This is a genomic window from Brevundimonas sp. Soil_N_31 (assembly GCF_057655995.1).
Map to the genome: position 1 here is coordinate 1 of NZ_JBDGLE010000005.1, position 15,538 is coordinate 15,538.

19 protein-coding genes and 1 tRNA gene are annotated in these 15,538 nt (G+C 70.2%); 9 read left to right on the forward strand and 11 right to left on the reverse strand.

Going from position 1 to position 15,538, the window contains the following annotated elements; translation table 11 throughout:
• Positions 1-161: 161 nt before the first annotated feature.
• From AC3A3G_RS09350 to hemC, 3 genes are all read right to left on the reverse strand, one after another.
• Positions 162-237: transfer RNA gene (locus AC3A3G_RS09350), tRNA-Thr, on the reverse strand.
• Positions 238-284: 47 nt separating this feature from the next.
• Positions 285-980, reverse strand: a complete 696-nt coding sequence (locus AC3A3G_RS09355) for a uroporphyrinogen-III synthase (protein ID WP_368923040.1) — start codon at positions 978-980, stop codon at positions 285-287.
• A gap of 4 nt (positions 981-984) precedes the next feature.
• Positions 985-1,929 (reverse strand): hydroxymethylbilane synthase, encoded by a 945-nt coding sequence (gene hemC, locus AC3A3G_RS09360; RefSeq protein ID WP_487488045.1) that lies wholly within the window; start codon positions 1,927-1,929, stop codon positions 985-987.
• Positions 1,930-1,982: 53 nt separating this feature from the next.
• On the opposite strand from hemC, the gene tsaD reads away from it, so the two are divergent.
• The 3 genes from tsaD to AC3A3G_RS09375 are packed head-to-tail and all read left to right on the forward strand — an operon-like array spanning position 1,983 to position 4,543.
• The gene (gene tsaD, locus AC3A3G_RS09365; RefSeq protein ID WP_487488046.1) at positions 1,983-3,113 is read left to right on the forward strand and encodes a tRNA (adenosine(37)-N6)-threonylcarbamoyltransferase complex transferase subunit TsaD; all 1,131 of its coding nucleotides are present in this window, start codon (positions 1,983-1,985) and stop codon (positions 3,111-3,113) included.
• A 42-nt stretch (positions 3,114-3,155) separates the two neighbouring features.
• Positions 3,156-4,154, forward strand: a complete 999-nt coding sequence (locus AC3A3G_RS09370) for an NAD(P)H-dependent glycerol-3-phosphate dehydrogenase (protein ID WP_200168676.1) — start codon at positions 3,156-3,158, stop codon at positions 4,152-4,154.
• Complete coding sequence (locus AC3A3G_RS09375) at positions 4,154-4,543, forward strand: Rieske (2Fe-2S) protein (RefSeq protein WP_487488047.1); 390 nt, start codon at positions 4,154-4,156, stop codon at positions 4,541-4,543. The genes AC3A3G_RS09370 and AC3A3G_RS09375 overlap by 1 nt, the downstream gene beginning before the upstream one ends.
• Before the next feature lie 187 nt (positions 4,544-4,730).
• On the opposite strand, the gene AC3A3G_RS09380 is transcribed toward AC3A3G_RS09375, so the two are convergent.
• From AC3A3G_RS09380 to AC3A3G_RS09405, 6 genes are all read right to left on the reverse strand, one after another.
• Positions 4,731-4,889 carry a hypothetical protein gene (locus AC3A3G_RS09380; RefSeq protein ID WP_200168678.1) on the reverse strand — a complete coding sequence of 53 codons (159 nt, stop codon included), beginning with the start codon at positions 4,887-4,889 and terminating at the stop codon, positions 4,731-4,733.
• A gap of 72 nt (positions 4,890-4,961) precedes the next feature.
• Entirely contained in the window at positions 4,962-5,447 is a 486-nt protein-coding gene (locus AC3A3G_RS09385; protein WP_234288043.1) for a phasin family protein, read from the reverse strand.
• Positions 5,448-5,469: 22 nt separating this feature from the next.
• Positions 5,470-6,249: a creatininase family protein gene (locus AC3A3G_RS09390; RefSeq protein ID WP_368923029.1), complete on the reverse strand. Its 780-nt coding sequence runs from the start codon at positions 6,247-6,249 to the stop codon at positions 5,470-5,472.
• 86 nt (positions 6,250-6,335) lie between these two features.
• Entirely contained in the window at positions 6,336-6,935 is a 600-nt protein-coding gene (locus tag AC3A3G_RS09395; RefSeq protein ID WP_125899600.1) for a TetR/AcrR family transcriptional regulator, read from the reverse strand.
• Positions 6,935-8,524: a DHA2 family efflux MFS transporter permease subunit gene (locus AC3A3G_RS09400; protein ID WP_487488048.1), complete on the reverse strand. Its 1,590-nt coding sequence runs from the start codon at positions 8,522-8,524 to the stop codon at positions 6,935-6,937. The genes AC3A3G_RS09395 and AC3A3G_RS09400 overlap by 1 nt, the downstream gene beginning before the upstream one ends.
• Positions 8,521-9,642, reverse strand: a complete 1,122-nt coding sequence (locus AC3A3G_RS09405) for an HlyD family secretion protein (protein WP_487488049.1) — start codon at positions 9,640-9,642, stop codon at positions 8,521-8,523. Before AC3A3G_RS09405 ends, AC3A3G_RS09400 begins: the two co-directional genes overlap by 4 nt.
• 137 nt (positions 9,643-9,779) lie before the next feature.
• On the opposite strand from AC3A3G_RS09405, the gene nth reads away from it, so the two are divergent.
• Entirely contained in the window at positions 9,780-10,544 is a 765-nt protein-coding gene (nth, locus tag AC3A3G_RS09410) for an endonuclease III (RefSeq protein ID WP_487488050.1), read from the forward strand.
• A 2-nt stretch (positions 10,545-10,546) separates the two neighbouring features.
• On the opposite strand, the gene AC3A3G_RS09415 is transcribed toward nth, so the two are convergent.
• The gene (locus AC3A3G_RS09415; RefSeq protein WP_487488051.1) at positions 10,547-11,437 is read right to left on the reverse strand and encodes an ATP-grasp domain-containing protein; all 891 of its coding nucleotides are present in this window, start codon (positions 11,435-11,437) and stop codon (positions 10,547-10,549) included.
• Positions 11,438-11,586: 149 nt separating this feature from the next.
• On the opposite strand from AC3A3G_RS09415, the gene AC3A3G_RS09420 reads away from it, so the two are divergent.
• The 5 genes from AC3A3G_RS09420 (at position 11,587) to AC3A3G_RS09440 (ending at position 14,603) form a co-directional block, all read left to right on the forward strand.
• Positions 11,587-12,621 carry an adenosine kinase gene (locus tag AC3A3G_RS09420; RefSeq protein ID WP_487488052.1) on the forward strand — a complete coding sequence of 345 codons (1,035 nt, stop codon included), beginning with the start codon at positions 11,587-11,589 and terminating at the stop codon, positions 12,619-12,621.
• Between the two features lie 237 nt (positions 12,622-12,858).
• Positions 12,859-13,578 carry a heme ABC transporter permease CcmC gene (ccmC, locus tag AC3A3G_RS09425; RefSeq protein ID WP_200216556.1) on the forward strand — a complete coding sequence of 240 codons (720 nt, stop codon included), beginning with the start codon at positions 12,859-12,861 and terminating at the stop codon, positions 13,576-13,578.
• A gap of 12 nt (positions 13,579-13,590) precedes the next feature.
• Positions 13,591-13,743: a heme exporter protein CcmD gene (ccmD, locus tag AC3A3G_RS09430; RefSeq protein WP_003166605.1), complete on the forward strand. Its 153-nt coding sequence runs from the start codon at positions 13,591-13,593 to the stop codon at positions 13,741-13,743.
• Entirely contained in the window at positions 13,740-14,303 is a 564-nt protein-coding gene (locus tag AC3A3G_RS09435) for a DsbE family thiol:disulfide interchange protein (RefSeq protein ID WP_200216551.1), read from the forward strand. The genes ccmD and AC3A3G_RS09435 overlap by 4 nt, the downstream gene beginning before the upstream one ends.
• 69 nt (positions 14,304-14,372) lie before the next feature.
• The gene (locus AC3A3G_RS09440; RefSeq protein WP_200216549.1) at positions 14,373-14,603 is read left to right on the forward strand and encodes a hypothetical protein; all 231 of its coding nucleotides are present in this window, start codon (positions 14,373-14,375) and stop codon (positions 14,601-14,603) included.
• 155 nt (positions 14,604-14,758) lie between these two features.
• Here the strand turns inward: AC3A3G_RS09440 and AC3A3G_RS09445 are convergent, their stop codons facing one another.
• Positions 14,759-15,421, reverse strand: a complete 663-nt coding sequence (locus AC3A3G_RS09445) for a MarR family winged helix-turn-helix transcriptional regulator (RefSeq protein ID WP_200216547.1) — start codon at positions 15,419-15,421, stop codon at positions 14,759-14,761.
• Between the last annotated feature and the right edge of the window lie 117 nt (positions 15,422-15,538).

Sequence of the window (15,538 nt, forward strand, 5' to 3'; positions counted from 1 at the left end):
CTCCCGCCGGCGACGCAGATCGGCTATCAACCCCCTGGGCTCTCACAATGATCAAGGGACCAGAGGGGGGCACGTCAACTGGAAACCCACGCAACTCCCACGCGGAAGCGCCTTCCGGCTTATCCCGGCCGGGCGTCAAAGCTAGCGCTGCTCTGGAAAGGTGGTGCCGCTTGCGTGACTCGAACACGCGACCCCCTCATTACGAATGAGGTGCTCTACCAGCTGAGCTAAAGCGGCCCCGGCGTCGTTCGCGCATGGAGGCGCGAGCGAGCGAGGAGGGCTCTTTATACGGGAGCGGCGGGCTTGCCAAGAGCCGATAGCATCCCCGGTTCATCCGGGGTGGAGGCGATGCGGATTTCGGCGAAATCGAACGGATGCAGGGGCGTGGCGGCGGCTTCGGAGATGCAGACGGCGACGCGGCCGGATGAGGCGGCGCGAGGCAGGTCGGAGGCCAGCGCGCGGGCGGCGCGGGGGGAGTGGAGCATGACCGCGTCGAACAGCTCGGGCGCGGGCGCGTGGGTCTCGAAGGCGGCGTAGACGGGCAGGCGCTGGACCGGGCGGTCTGACAGAAGGGCCGGCAGGTCGCCGGCCGGTTCGCGCGCGCCCGGGGCCAGCAGGGGACCGGGCGGGGCTTCGGCGGCGATCAGGCGGGCCAGGGCGTGGATGTCGCCGGAGGCTGAGCGCACGTCGGCGAAGCCTGCCGCGCGGGCGGCTTCGGCCGTGGCGTCGCCGACGGCGAAGACGGGGTGATGGCGAAAGCGCGGGATCAGGGGGGCGAAGGCCTCGACGCCGTTGGGGCTGGTCAGGGCGAGGACGGCGACGGCGTCGGGCGAAGGGGCGGCGTCGAGGGCGCCGGGCAGGGGCGCCAGCGTCAGCAGGGGCGCGACGATGGGGGTGAAGCCCAGCGCCGTCAATCGGTCCGCCGTGCGGGCGGCGCCCGGTTCGGCGCGCGTGACCCAGACGCGGCGGATCGGCGTCATGGCCCTAGAGCGCGATCTTCTGGTCGCCGGCGACGGCCTGAATCTGACCGCCGAGGTCGAGGCCCAGGGCGCGGGCGGCGGCGTGATCGACGTCTGCGGCGATGTCGCCTGAACGGGTCCAGCGGCCCGACCCGTCGGGGCTGAGCATTTCGGTGCTGAGGCGCAGGCGGCCGTCTGCGATGTGGGCGTAGGCGCCGATGGCGGTGCGGCAGGAGCCTTCCAGCGCCGCCATGGCCCCGCGCTCGGCGGCGACGGCCAGGGCGGTGGGGGCGTGGTTCAGGGCGCGGGTCCAGGCGGCGTCGACGTCGCCTTCACGCGTCTGCAGCGCCAGGGCGCCCTGGCCCGGCGCAGGCAGGAAGGCGTCCAGCGGCAGGCGCTGGCGGATGACGTCGCCGAGGCCGAGGCGGTTGAGGCCCGAACAGGCCAGCAGGATGGCGTCGAAATCGCCGTCGCGCAGCCGCTTCAGCCGGGTGTCGACGTTGCCGCGCAGCATCTCGATGTTCAGGTCGGGACGCAGGGCCAGGGCCTGGGCCTGACGACGCAGGGAGGCGGTGCCGAAACGGGCGCCCTGCGGCAGGTCGGCGAAGGTGGCGTAATGGTCGCTGATGAAGGCGTCGCGGGGGTCTTCGCGCTCGGGCACGGCGGCGATGGCGAGGCCCGGCGGCTGTTCGGCGGGGACGTCCTTCATCGAGTGGACGGCGACGTCGACGCGGCTGTCCAGCAGGGCCTCCTCGATCTCCTTGGTGAACAGGGCCTTGCCGCCGATTTCGAGTAGGCGGCGGTCCTGGATGCGGTCGCCGGTGGTGACGATCTCGACCAGAGGAACCAGGGTTTCGATCTCGGCCTCGGGCACGCCGAGGGCGCGGCCGATGGCGCGCTGCATCATGCCGGACTGGGCCAGGGCCAGGCGCGAACGTCGGGTGCCGATGCGCAGGAGAGGTTGAGTCACGTCGAGACGCCGTTGCGAAAGGGGGGGCGGGTCGCTAACTCCGCCGAATGAAGATGGACGCGGACTATAGCAGGGCGACGGACGGGGCAACCGAACGCGGGTCGGACGGTTTGACCGTGCTGGGCCTGGAGACCAGCTGCGACGAGACCGCCGCCTCGGTGGTGCGGCTGTCGGCGTCGGGCGCGCAGGTGCTGTCCAGCGTCATCCACAGCCAGATCGACGACCATGCGGCCTATGGCGGGGTGGTGCCGGAAATCGCCGCCCGCAGCCATGTGGAGATGATCGACGGCGTGACGCGCCGGGCCATGAGCGAGGCCGGGCTGGACTGGAGCGCGCTGGACGGCGTGGCGGCGACGGCGGGGCCGGGGCTGGTCGGCGGGGTCATGGTGGGCCTGAGCTACGGCAAGGCGGCGGCGCTGGCGCGGGGCTTGCCGCTGATCGCGGTCAACCATCTGGAAGGCCATGCGGTGTCGGCGCGGCTGGGGGCGGAGACGACCTATCCCTTCCTGCTGCTGCTGGTGTCGGGCGGGCATTGCCAGCTGCTGGAGGTGCGCGGCATCGGCGACATGAGCCGTCTGGGCACGACGATCGACGACGCGGCGGGCGAGGCCTTCGACAAGATCGCCAAGGCCATGGGGCTGGGCTATCCGGGCGGACCGGCGCTGGAGAGGCTGGCGGCGTCAGGCGACGGGTCTCGGTTCGAGCTGCCGCGCGCCCTGCTGGGGCGCAAGGACTGCGACTTCTCCTTCTCGGGACTGAAGACGGCGGCGTCGCGCCTGGCCCAGACCTGCGAGACGGAGCAGGACCGGGCGGATCTGGCCGATGCGGTGCAGAAGGCGATCGCGCGCCAACTGGCCGAACGCTCCGAGCGGGCGATGAAGGCTTACGCCGAGGCGCATGAACATCGCCTCTTTGTCGTGGCGGGCGGCGTGGCGGCGAACAAGACGATCCGGCGGACGCTGGAGGATCTGGCGACCAAGCACGGCTTCGCCTTCCTGGCGCCGCCGATGGCTTATTGCACCGACAATGCGGCGATGATCGCCCTGGCGGGGGCGGAGCGGCTGGAAAAAGGGCTGACGTCGGACATCGATGTCGCGGCCCGGCCGCGATGGCCTCTGGACGAGACGCGCGCGAGCGTTGATCCTGTGCACAAGAAAACGGGCCGCAAGGGCGCCAAGGCTTAAAGCGGCATGGCTCTCGGCGGGGGTCGGGGGACCGGAGAAGACATGGAATTTCATACGGCAGGCGTAATTGGCGGCGGCGCCTGGGGCACGGCCCTGGCGCAGAGCGCGGCGGCGGCGGGTCTGGCCGTCATCCTGCAGGCGCGCGAGCCCGAGGTGATCGAGAGCATCCGCGCGCGGCGGGTCAACGAAGCCTTCCTGCCGGGGGTCGAGCTGGATTCGGCCATCAACGTGACGTCGGATCTGGCGGATCTGGCGGACTGCGATCTGATTTTGGCCGTGCCGCCCGCCCAGCACATGCGGGCGACGCTGACGGCCTTTGCGCCCTACGCCCGGCCGGGCCTGCCCATCATCCTGTGCTCCAAGGGCATTGAGCGCGGCTCGCTGAAGCTGATGACCGACGTGCTGGCCGAGACGATTCCCTCGGCCACGGCCGCCGTGCTGTCGGGGCCGAGCTTCGCCGCCGAGGTGGCGCGGGGTCTGCCCAGCGCCGTGACCCTGGCCTGCGCCGATGCGGCCATGGCCGAGGCGCTGGCGGGCGCCCTGTCGGGGCCGGTCTTTCGGCCCTATTACGCCGACGACCTGATCGGGGCCGAGACGGGCGGGGCGCTGAAGAACGTGCTGGCCATCGCCTGCGGCATCGTCGAGGGCCGCGAACTGGGCCGCAGCGCCCATGCGGCCGTCATCACCCGCGGCTATGCCGAGATCGTCCGCGTGGCCACGGCCCTGGGCGGCAAGGCCGAGACGGTGGCGGGGTTGTGCGGCGTGGGCGATCTGGTGCTGACCTGTTCCAGCCCGCAGTCGCGCAACATGAGTCTGGGCCTGGCGCTGGGACAGGGCCTCAGCGTCGAACAGGCGCTGGAGGGCAAGCGGTCGGTGGCCGAGGGTTATGAGAGCGCGCCCGCCGTGCGCGAACTGACCCGCAAGCTGGGCGTCGATACGCCGATCTGCGAGGCGACGGCGGCGGTGCTGGCGGGCGAACTGACGGTGGATCAGGCGATCGAGAGCCTGATGAGCCGCCCGCTGAAGCCCGAGCGCGAATAGTGGCGCAAGAGGATCCGGCGGCCGAGACGCAGGAGCGCAAGCGGGTCTGGAAGACGCCGCCGAACGTGGCCCTGTGTCTGGAGGCGGACATCAATGATCCCGGCTCGCGCGGCTTCGTGCTGCAGATCGGCGAGGCCTTCTTCCACGGCTTCGTGGTGAAGAAGGACGGTCAGGTCGCGGGCTGGGTGGATCGCTGCCCGCACGCGGGCTTTCCCATAGCGGTGGAGCTGGACCGCTATCTGACGCCGGACGGGTCGCTGATCCTGTGCGGTTGGCACGGGGCGGCGTTCGAGCCGCTGTCGGGCGCCTGCGTCGCGGGGCCCTGCGCGGGCGGCAAGCTGACCCCGTGGCCGGTCGAGGCGAGCGGTGGAGTCATCCGCACGGCGTGAGGCTTTAATAGCCCCAACTTACCATCATCCTCGGGCGTGACCCGAGGATCCAGCTTTCGGCTCTGCTGTATTTGGAGCGGCGGCGAAGGCGCGTCAAACGGATGCCCGTCGCGCGCTGCCTCTGAATCCTCGGGTCAAGCCCGAGGATGACGGCGGGGGAAAGGGGCGGCCGGAAGCCGCGTCCCGCCTATTCCTTCGGCACCAGCTTGGGATCCTTGGTGAAGGCTTCATCGACCTCTTCCTCGGTGATCCGCTTGGAGGGATCGCCGGGCTGGTTGAGGTTCTGCTCCTCGGTGCCGTCGCCCATCATGCCGGGATAAGGGGTTTTGGGGTCTTTCTCGGCCATCGCCGTCTCCTTCACAGTGATGCAAAGGCAATCCGGAGCGGGCGTCGGGCGTTCCATCACGCCCGCGCGAGGTCAGCGCTTCAGGCGCCGCGCATTGGCCGTGGCCTTGGCGTGGACGGGGGCCATGGTCTTAGCCTGCGCCTTCAGCGCCGCGCCGTAGAAGGACCAGCCGTCGTTCAGCGCCCGGCTCCAGGCGCCCAGGGCCCAGTCGGTCTGGGCGGCGGCGAAAGCCATCGGCGTGTCGGCGCGGGCCAGCTTGGCCAGGCAGTCGGCGGCCTCGGCCCCCTCGCGCGCGGCCAGACGCCCGGCTCGCTCGGCTAGGTCCAGCGCGCCGGTATAGGCGGCCCCGGCCGAGGCCGTCATGGCCTCGACCTTCTCCACGCCCATGCGGCTGAGTTCAGCGTGGTCGGCGCGCAGGGGGTCGGCCAGGGCCTCGCCCATGATCTCGAACCGCCGCGTGATGACGGCGGCCGAGGCCTGGGCCAGTTCCTGACCGGCCTGGGCGTTGCGCAGGGCGTTGCGGGCCGTCTTCTGCATGGGGCTAGCTTTGCCGGTCATGGGCAACGACCCTGGGCTGGTTTCAGGCGACCGGCAAGACTTCTTGCGCGAAGTCGGTCAGGTCGCGGATCAGGGCCGGAACGGCGGCGTCGATGATGCGCTGGCCCTTTTCCGGGGTCGCCTGGGCCGGGTCCGAACCGATGCGGCCGTCGGGGAAGCGGGCGCGATAGTCGTTGGCGTCGCGGATCGGGCCGAAGGGGGCGATCTTCGGCTCATAGTCGGCGCTCTTGATCCGGTCGGGATAGCCGGCCTGGGTCACGGCGATCTCGGACGGGGTGGCGTGGCTGCCGTGGCCGGTCGGGAAGATGTCCTCGCACAGCTTCTGCACGCCGGGCAGATCCCACCAGTTGCGCAGCTTGAGCACGAAGGGCGGGCGCTCGGCCCAGGGCTCGGGCGTGAAGGACCAGTCGGCGTAGATCTCGGCGAAGGCGGCCTCGATGGTGGCGACGTTGCCGCCGTGCCCGTTCAGGAAATAGATGCGCTCGAAGCCGTGGCGCGTCAGCGACGACACCCAGTCGGCGATCGCCGCCATGAAGGTCGACGGGCGCAGGGTGATGGTGCCGGGGAACGCCAGGTGGTGCTGGGCCATGCCGATGTTGAAGGTCGGCGTGATCACCAGGCTGTCGTCGCCCTTTTCGGCGGCGTGGGCGATGATCTCGGGGCACAGCCAGTCGGTGCCCAAAAGACCGGTCGGCCCGTGCTGTTCGTTCGAGCCGATCGGCACGATCACCGTCTTGGACAGAAGGGCGCCGGACTTCAGGCGCTCGTCGATCTCGGGCCAGGACGACAGGTGGATCAGCATGGGAAGGACTCCGACGGGCGGGAGGTGAGGGGACTGAGGGCGGCTTTACGCTGATCCGCCTTCAGGGCCAACTTGGGCGCGAACGCCTATTGCGGCGCGAACGCGCGCACGAAGCGATGGGCGACCTCGCGGGCGCGGGCCGGCAGATCGGCAATGTCCGGGTGCGGCAGGCCCAGCACGGACCGCAAGTGACCGTGCCCCAGGGCCATGCCGGTGAACATTTCCGCCGCGGCGCGGGCGTCTGGAACGGTCAGGCGTCCGGCCTCGTCTTGTGCTTCCAGCCAGGCCGCGATGCGGCGCACGCTTTCGCCGGGCCCTGCGTCGTAGATGGCGCGCGCCAGTTCCGGCGCCTCGGGCGAGACCAGGGCCACGCCGCGTAGGGAGGCGCCCTTGCCGCCCTGGCAGACCTTACCGATCAGGGTCTCGGCGATGGCGGCCAGCACCTCCTCGGGGCCGGCGCCCGAGGTCAGGGGGGCGGTTACGGCGTCCGAACGCTGGGCCGCCAGGGCGCGGCCGATGTCGGTTTTGGTCGGGAAGCGGTTGTAGAGCGTTTGTTTCGAGACGCCGGCGCGACGGGCGATCTCGGTCATCGAGGTCTTTGCGCCTTTTTCGACGAACAAGGCCGAAGCGGCTTCCAGAATGGCGCGGCTTTTGTGTTCGTCGATCTGGCCGAGGGCGCGAGGCATCAGTGGGCGTCCGAAGGAGCGGCGGAGGGATTGGGCTTGGCCGGCTTCGACAGCAGGGTCAGGAAACCGGCGCAGGCGCAGCCGATGGCCAATAGGGCGAAGGCGTCGCCGAAGGCCAGGGTCGTCGCCTGTTTCTGCAACAGGCCGTAGATCGCCTTCATCGCCGAGGCCTGGGGGTCGATGGAGCCGGCGAAGCGCACGGCCATGCCCGCCATCATGTCGCGCACCCCCTGATGGGTCTGGTCGATGGCGCTGGTCAGCTCGGCCATGTGCAGGGCGGTGTTCTGGGTCAGGGAGGTGTTGAGGATGGCCAAGCCGAAGGCCCCGCCGACGTTGCGCGACAGGTTCACCAGGCCCGAGGCGTTCTTGACCATGTGCGGCGGCAGGGTGGCCATCGTCACCTGCTGCGAGGCGATCATGGCGATCATGACCCCGGCGCCGCGCATGGCCTGGACCCCGGCGAACTCCCAGAAGCCCCACTGATCCGTCACGATGCGGGCGTCCCACATGCCCCAGGCGGCCATCATGAAGCCGAGGAACATCAGGATGCGGGCGTCGACCTTGCGCACCAGCCGTCCGGCGATAGGGCCGGTGGCGAACATGGCCAGGCCTGAGACGATCATGGTCGTGCCGACCTCGGCCGCCGAATAGTCGCGCACCCGCCCGAGGAACAGCGGCAGCAGGAAGGTGCCGCCGAACAGGGCCGCGCCCACGATGAAGGTCATCAGCACCCCGACCACGAAGTTGCGGTTGCCGAAGGCGCGCAGCTCGACGATCGGATTGCGGTAGCTGAGCGAGCGCCAGACGAAGGCTGGACCGCAGACGGCGGCGACGACGCTGAGCAGCAGGATCATGTCGTCGGCGAACCAATCCTCCTTGGCGCCTTCCTCCAGCACGAATTGCAGGCTCATCAGGAAGGCGGCCATCAGCATCAGGCCCAGCCAGTCGAAGCCCTTGGACAGGCTGGGATCGCCCTTGTCGAAATGGGCGTAGCGCCCGACCAGAAACAGGACGATCGCGCCGGGAAAGACATTGATGAAGAACAGCCAACGCCAGCTGAGCCATTCCGTCAGATGCCCGCCCAGGGTCGGGCCGACGGTGGGGGCCAGGGTCACGATCAGGCCCATGATGACGCTGGCCGTCACCCGTTTCTCGGGCGGGAAGGCGGTGAAGGCCACGGCGAAGACGGTCGGGATCATGGCCCCGCCGACGAAGCCCTGAAGCGCGCGGAAGACGATCATCATCTCGATTGACGACGACAGGCCCACGGCCACGCTCATCACCAGGAAGCCGAGACAGGAGGCCAGAAACACTTTCTGCGTGCCCCACAGCCGCGACAGGTATCCCGACAGGGGGATCATCACGACCTCGGGGATCAGATAGGCGGTCTGGATCCAGCTGATCTCGTCGGCGGAGGCGCCGACCCCGGCCTGGATCTGCGGCAGGGAGGCGGCGACGATCTGGATGTCCAGAATGGCCATGAACTGGCCGATGACCATGCCGGCGAAGCCGAGCAGCAGGACGGTCCAGTTGATCTCGGGCTGATCGGCGGGGGCCGCCTGAGCCGAAGACGCGGCGGCGTCCGTCACCGGGCGGAGCTCGGGTCGGCGGCCTGGGCCAGCGCCGTCTCGCCCATGTGGGCTTCGGCGAAGGCAGGCCCGCCCTGGCTCTTCAGGTCGACCTTGACCTCGACCGACAGGCCGGGCCGCAGGACGATCGGCTGGCCCGAGGCGTCGCGCTGGACGACGATGCGGACAGGAACGCGCTGGGTGATCTTGGTGAAGTTGCCGGTGGCGTTCTCGACCGGGATCAGGGCGAATTCCGAGCCGGTGGCCGGGGCGAAGCTGTCGATACGGCCCTGCAGCGACCGGCCGGGGAAGGCGTCGGCCTTGATCTCGACCTCTTGGCCCAGACGCATCCGCCCGACCTGGGTCTCCTTGAAGTTGGCGACGACGTAGGTGTCCTGCAGCGGCACCACGGACATCAGCTGGCCGCCCGCCTGCACCACCTGGCCGAGGCGCACGCCGCGCGCGCCGACGACGCCCGCGACCGGGGCGCGGATCACGGTGCGGTCCAGCGTCAGCTGCGCCTGATCGATCAGGGCGCGCGCTTGTTCGACGGCGGCCACGCTCTGCTGGCGGGATGAGCCGAGGACGGCGGCGGTGCGCTGTTCGGCGGTCAGGGCGGCCTGGGCCTGGGCGACCGAGGCGCGGGCGGTCTCGGCGGTGGCGCGCTGGGTCTCGATGCGCTGCTGCGACACCCAGCCCTGATCGGCCAGTTTGCCGTAACGGTCGACCTCGGCGCGGGCCAGGTTCGCCTGGGCCTGGGCCTGGGTCACGGCGGCGGCGCGGGCGGCGATGGTCGCCTGCTCCTGCTCGGTTCGGGCGTCGACGTTGGCGACGGCGGCGGTCAGGGCCGCCAGATTGGCCTGGGCCTGGGCCAGGGCGGCGCGGGCGTCCGCGTCGTCCAGCCGGACCAGCACCTGACCGGCCTCGACGCGCTGGTTGTCCTTGACCAGGACTTCGACCACCTCGCCGCCGATACGGGGGCTGACGGCCACGGTGTCGGCCTGGACGAAGGCGTTGTCGGTGCCTTCCCAGCGCTGCTTGCCCTGCCACCAGACCACGCCGCCGACGACGAGGCCCAGGCCGACGACGCCGGCGACGATCAGGGGCAGGCGCTTGTTGAGCGGGGCGGGGAGGGCCATGGGGGAGACAGCTCGCTTCGATTTCACGCGTAAAATGGACGGTGCAGTCCAGAATACAAGGCGCGACTGCGATTTTTTGTCGCAGCGTCGCGAGCGCGCGACATTGACGCCGGGCGCGGGGGAGGCGAAGCGGGGACATGGCTCCGTTGAAATCCGCCTCCCGCCAGAAGAAGGCCGTTCAGAAGGCCGGGCTGACCCCGCCGCCGGGCAAGCGTTCGCGCCAGCCGAAGAAGGCCCCCGTCGGCGCCATTATCAGCTGGCCGCCGGATGAGGGCCGGGTGGAGGAGATCTTCGTCCGCCTGTCAGGCGTCATGCCCGATCCGAAGACCGAGCTGGATTTCGTCAATCCCTACACCCTGGTGGTGGCCGTCGCCCTGTCGGCTCAGGCGACCGACGTGGGGGTCAACAAGGCGACCAAGGCCCTGTTCGCGGTCGCCGACACGCCGCAGAAGATGCTGGCTCTGGGCGAGGAGGGGCTGATCCCCCTGATCGCCTCCATCGGCCTTTACCGCACCAAGGCGAAGAACGTCATCGCCGCCGCCCGGATGCTGGTCGAGAAGCACGGCGGCGAGGTGCCGCTGAACCGTATCGACCTGCAGGCTCTGCCCGGCGTCGGGCGCAAGACCGCCAGCGTGGTGCTGAACGAACTGGGGATCGAGCCGGCCATCGCGGTGGACACCCACGTCTTCCGCGTCTCGCACCGGCTGGGCCTGGCCAATGGGGCGACGCCCGACAAGGTGGAGGTCCAGCTGCACCAGGTAGTGCCCGAGGCCTGGCTGCCCAAGGCGCACCACTGGCTGATCCTGCACGGCCGCTATACCTGCCTGGCGCAGCGGCCGAAATGTCCGGGGTGCGTGATCTCGGACCTGTGCCCGTCGCGGGCCAGCTTCATGGGGGGGTAGGCCTAACGCTCCAGCCGCGCCCGCACCGCCTGACCGAAGCGGGCGCCGGCTTCAGGCGCGGCGGCCAGGTAGAAGTCCGGCTCGATCAGTTCAGCCTCCATCAGCACCCAGTCGCCGTCGTCGTCCTTCGTCATGTCGATGCGGGCGTAGAGCAGGTCTTCATCGATGGCGGCCAGGGTGCGTTCGGCCAGATCGAGCGCGCCTTGGGGCGCGGCCTTCAGCGCCTGGTATCGGCCGCCGTACTGGGTCTGGATGCGGAACTCGCCCGCCGCGCCGGGGCGCTTGTTCACGACGTGGCTCAGCTCGCCGCCGAAATAGAGCAGGGAGGTCTCGCCCTCGGTCTCGATGGCCTTGAGATAGGGCTGGATCATCGTGCCGCCGACGGGGGCGTCGGCCAGGGCCGCGTCCAGCACGTCGCCCGCCGCCACCCGCAGGGTGCGCCAGGCGCCGCCCGAGACAGTCGGCTTGACGATCAGGGTCTCGGCCCCCGTGGCGGCGAAGGCGGCTTCCAGAACCGCAGCGTCGACGTGGTCGGCGAAGATCGTCTCGGGCACGGCGACGCCCTTTTCCGCCAGGCGGGCCAGATAGCGCTTGTCGGCGTTCCAGCGCAGGGTCGCGGCCGGATTGGCCAGGGGCGCGCCCGCCTCGGCCCAGGTCGCGCAGGCCTGGATCCAGCGGTCGTGGTCCTGATGATAGCCCCAGACCAGCAGCGGCAGGACCAGGGGGAAGTCCATCAGGGCGCGGGCGTTCTCGACGTGATCGGTCCAGGGCGTCGGCCGCGCCGTGATCCCCGCTGTCGCCAGCGCCTTGCCCAGCCGATCCAGCACGCCGGGCCACAGGGTCGAATAGGTGGGATCGGCCGGATCAGGGGTCAGGACGGCGACGTCGGTCATGGGCGCGGCTCCGCAAGGCCCGGCGAGGGCCGTGTGCAACAGGTCCATCGGCTTTAGGCCGGCGTCGCATCGGCGTGAAGGGCCGCTTTTCGCACGAGGGCAGGGCCGGCGCACTGGCGCGCGGCCGTCTCGCCCGCTATGGGGCGGACATGACCCAATCCCTGCCCGCCTTCGCCCAAAACGCCCGTTTCGACGTCTGCGCCCTGGGCAACGCCATCGTCGACGTCCTGGCGCCATGCGATGCGGCCTTCCTGGAGGCCAAGGGCCTGATCCCCGGCTCGATGCAGCTGGTCGACGAGGCGCAGAGCGCGACCCTGTATGACGCCATGGCGGCGGGCGTCGAGGCGTCCGGCGGCTCGGCGGGCAACACCGTGGCGGGCGTCGGCTCGTTCGGCGGACGCGCCGCCTATATCGGCAAGGTGGCCAAGGACACCCTGGGCGAGGTCTTCAGCCACGACATCCGCGCCGTCGGCGTCCACTTCGACACCCCCGTGCTGGAAGACGGCGCGGGCAAGGGCTTCGGCACCGGCCGCTGCCTGATCAACGTCACGCCGGACGGCCAGCGCACCATGTGCACCTTCCTGGGCGCGGCCAACCAGCTGACCACGGCCGACGTCGACGCGGGCGTGATCGGCGACAGCGCCATCGTCTATCTGGAAGGCTATCTGTTCGATCCGGCCCCGGCCCGCGCGGCCTTCGAGGCCGCCGCCGCCGCCGCTCATGCGGCGGGCCGCAAGGTCGCCATCACCCTGTCGGACAGCTTCGTCGTGCATCGCTGGCGCGCCGAGCTGCTGGAGTTCATCGAGACCTCGGCCGACATCGTCCTGGCCAATGAGGCCGAGCTGCACGCCCTGTTCAAGACCGAGGACTTCGACCACGCCGCCGCCCACCTGGGCCGCATCGTCGAGGTGGCGGCCGTGACGCGCGGCGCCGCCGGTTCGGTGCTGTTCCGCGGCGGCGAACGGGTCGAGGTCGCCGCCTATCCGGTCGAGAAGGTCGTCGATACCACGGGCGCCGGCGATCAGTACGCGGCGGGCGTGCTGTTGGGCCTGTCGCGCGGCCTGTCCCTGGCCGAGGCCGGGGCGCTCGGCTCGCTGGCCGCGTCGGAAGCCATCGCCCACTGGGGTCCGCGTCCGATGGTGGGGCTGAAAGACCTGGCGGCGCAGCACGGCCTGAGCCTCTAAGAGCCGCGACGCTCCAACATCGTCACCCTCGGGCTTGTCCCGAGGGCCCATGATCCGGCGAGACGGGACGACAGGCTGGTCCAGCCTAGGCGTGAAAGCGGTTCACCGACAGGGACGCCCCGCGCTGGATCCTCGGGACAAGCCCGAGGATGACGGAAAGAAAGAGAAGAGCCGCGACAAAGGGTCGGAGGCGGCGCCCGCTTGCCGTGGGGCGCTGGGCCGCGTAATCGGCGGCCCATGTTCGGCCTCGCCAATCCCGACCGCTTCATGCGCTTCACCGGCCCCCTGGTTCCGGTGTTGTGGATCTGCGCGCTCGGCCTGCTGCTGCTCGGGACGTGGTTCAGCTTCGCCGCGCCGGGCGACTATCAGCAGGGCGACACCGTCCGCATCATGTTCATCCACGTTCCGGCCGCCAGCCTGGGCCTGATGGCCTATGGCGCGCTGGGCGTGTCCAGCTTCTTCGCCCTGGTGTTCCGCCATCCGCTGGCCGATGCGGCGGCGCGGGCGGCGGCCGTGCCGGGCGCGGCCTTCACGGCCCTGGCGCTCGTCACCGGCTCCCTGTGGGGCCAGCCCATGTGGGGGACGTGGTGGGTGTGGGACGCGCGCCTGACCAGCGTGCTGGTGCTGTTCCTCTTCTACCTCGGCTACATGGCCCTGCGCGCCTCGATCGACGATGAGGCCAAGGCGGCGCGCGCGGCGGCGGTGCTGGGGCTGGTCGGCCTGATCAACCTGCCGATCGTCAAGTTCTCGGTCGACTGGTGGAACACCCTGCACCAGCCCGCGTCGCTGCTGCGGTCGGGGGGGACCAGCGTGGACCCGGTTTTCCTGCCCGCCCTGCTGACGATGATGGCGGCCTACGCCGTGCTGTTCGGTGCGATCTGGTTGACGTCGATCAGGACCGAGATCCGGCGCCGTCGTGTTCTGACCCTTCGCGCCCGCGCGGCGCTGGAAGCCTGATGGAGGCGCTTCGTGCTTGATCTGGACATGAGCCCCTACGGCGCCTTCGTCTGGCCCGCCTGGGGGATCAGCGCCGTGGTGCTGGCCGCCCTGTCGGCGCGCGCCCTGATCGCCGCCCGCCGCTGGAAGCGCGAGCTGGCCCGGCTGGAGGCCGCGCGCAAATGAAACGCTGGCTGGCCCTTTTGCCCATCGCCGTCCTGGCGGCGCTGGGGATCTTCCTGATGACGCAGATGGACCGGATGGCGGGCGATCCCGCCGCGGGTCCGACCTATAGGCCGGACGCCCTGGTCGGCCAGCCGATCCCGGAGACGACGGTCCTGCCCATTCTGGTCGACGGCAAGGCCGGCAGCGACCTGCTGGACCTGAAGACGGCGGGCGTCGGCAAGCCGATGATCGTCAACCTGTTCGCCAGCTGGTGCGCGCCGTGTCGTCTGGAGCATCCGCATCTGATGAAGCTGAAGGAGCAGGGCATCGCCGTGGTCGGCGTGGCCTATAAGGACGACCCCGTCGCCACCGACGCCTTCTTGGAAGAGTTGGGCGATCCCTATCGCCTGGTGCTGGTCGACCGCGAGGGGCGCGCCGGGCTGGACCTGGGCGTGTCGGGCGTGCCCGAGAGCTTCGCCGTCGACGCCTATGGGACCATCGTCGCCAAGTCCTCGGGGCCGATCCTGACCGACGCGGACCTGAAGAAGCTGACCGACGCCCTGAACGCCCCGGCGCGTTGAGGCGATCGCCCAAAACAGGGTGAATCGCGCATTAACCATATCTAGACGAAGCGCGGGCATCCTCAGCCCATGTCCGCGATTTCGTCCGAGCGGCCGGCCTTTCCGCCCCAGGCGGGCGGTGCGGCCCACGCCCTGAGAACGGCCCAGTCGGCCTTCTTCCGCCAGGCCATGGGTCTGGCGGCGCCGGCAGCGGCCGAGGAGACGGCGCGTCCGGTTGCGGTGGTTCCCGCGCCGGTCGAACAGGCGGCGGCGACGTCGCGCCTGCAACGCCCCGGCTCCCTGCTCGACATTCGGGTTTAGGGCGCAGCCCCAATACCCGCTCATCCCGGCGGACGCCGGGATCCAGGGCTTTGGCTGCAAACCTCCGCCTTAGCCGATTAGGCGACTTTCCCTTTTGGAGCGCGCGGCTCTTACTGGATCCCGGCGTCCGCCGGGATGAGCGGGAAGGGAAGGGCTTAGCCTTCAGCCGCGCCCTTGAGCGGGACCACGACGGCGTCGGCGGCGTCGTCGGCCTGCGGCTGCTCCACGACCGGTTCGCCCTTTTTCTTCTTCTTGCCGCGGCCGTCGGTCTTGCCGTCGCCCTTGCGGGCGGCTTTTTCCGCCTTCTTGGCGTCCTTGGCCGCCTTCTTCGCCGCCTTGATGTCGGCGCGGGCCTGTTCAGGGGCGGCGTCTGCGGCGTCGGACAAGCTGCACAGCAGGTCCAGGAAACTGTCGCGCTTGGACTTGGGCAGCAGGCCCATGATGCGTTTGTCGGCGGCCTCGACGCGCGGGCGGGCGGCCAGCAGAGCAGCCTCGCCCTCGGGCGACAGGCGAACGGCCTTGGCGCGGGCGTCCAGCGTCGAGCGTTCACGCTCCAGCAGGCCCTTGGTCGTCATCCGCGCCACCAGGTCGGCCAGGGTCGAGCGGTCGATGCCGGTGGCCTTGACCAGGTCCGTCTGCGTCAGGCCCGAGCGGGCGGCCACGGCCTCCAGCACGGCGAACTGGCGCTGGGTCAGGCCGTCCGGCCCGGCTTCTTCTGCGTAGATGTCCAGCGCCAGCTGCAGCGCCCGGTGCATCAGATGGCTGGGCGATTCCGCCAGCCCGCCCTTGATCTTCGCCTGCTTGCCCGACTTGATCATCGTCTTCGTTCCCGAACAGCCCGATACCGGCCGTGGCCGGATGATGCTGCAACAGCTAACAGCCCGGCTTAACGCTTTGACGACGTTAAGGCTGACGGTTTGAAGACATTTAAGCGG

Bases quoted from the DNA above. Each gene is read 5' to 3' on its own strand.
- AC3A3G_RS09355 (WP_368923040.1), bottom strand. From the start codon at position 980: ATGACGCCGATCCGCCGCGTCTGGGTCACGCGCGCCGAACCGGGCGCC.
- tsaD (WP_487488046.1), top strand. From the start codon at position 1,983: ATGGACGCGGACTATAGCAGGGCGACGGACGGGGCAACCGAACGCGGG.
- AC3A3G_RS09370 (WP_200168676.1), top strand. From the start codon at position 3,156: ATGGAATTTCATACGGCAGGCGTAATTGGCGGCGGCGCCTGGGGCACG.
- AC3A3G_RS09380 (WP_200168678.1), bottom strand. From the start codon at position 4,889: ATGGCCGAGAAAGACCCCAAAACCCCTTATCCCGGCATGATGGGCGAC.
- AC3A3G_RS09385 (WP_234288043.1), bottom strand. From the start codon at position 5,447: ATGACCGGCAAAGCTAGCCCCATGCAGAAGACGGCCCGCAACGCCCTG.
- AC3A3G_RS09390 (WP_368923029.1), bottom strand. From the start codon at position 6,249: ATGCTGATCCACCTGTCGTCCTGGCCCGAGATCGACGAGCGCCTGAAG.
- AC3A3G_RS09395 (WP_125899600.1), bottom strand. From the start codon at position 6,935: ATGCCTCGCGCCCTCGGCCAGATCGACGAACACAAAAGCCGCGCCATT.
- AC3A3G_RS09405 (WP_487488049.1), bottom strand. From the start codon at position 9,642: ATGGCCCTCCCCGCCCCGCTCAACAAGCGCCTGCCCCTGATCGTCGCC.
- nth (WP_487488050.1), top strand. From the start codon at position 9,780: ATGGCTCCGTTGAAATCCGCCTCCCGCCAGAAGAAGGCCGTTCAGAAG.
- AC3A3G_RS09415 (WP_487488051.1), bottom strand. From the start codon at position 11,437: ATGACCGACGTCGCCGTCCTGACCCCTGATCCGGCCGATCCCACCTAT.
- AC3A3G_RS09420 (WP_487488052.1), top strand. From the start codon at position 11,587: ATGACCCAATCCCTGCCCGCCTTCGCCCAAAACGCCCGTTTCGACGTC.
- ccmC (WP_200216556.1), top strand. From the start codon at position 12,859: ATGTTCGGCCTCGCCAATCCCGACCGCTTCATGCGCTTCACCGGCCCC.
- AC3A3G_RS09435 (WP_200216551.1), top strand. From the start codon at position 13,740: ATGAAACGCTGGCTGGCCCTTTTGCCCATCGCCGTCCTGGCGGCGCTG.
- AC3A3G_RS09440 (WP_200216549.1), top strand. From the start codon at position 14,373: ATGTCCGCGATTTCGTCCGAGCGGCCGGCCTTTCCGCCCCAGGCGGGC.
- AC3A3G_RS09445 (WP_200216547.1), bottom strand. From the start codon at position 15,421: ATGATCAAGTCGGGCAAGCAGGCGAAGATCAAGGGCGGGCTGGCGGAA.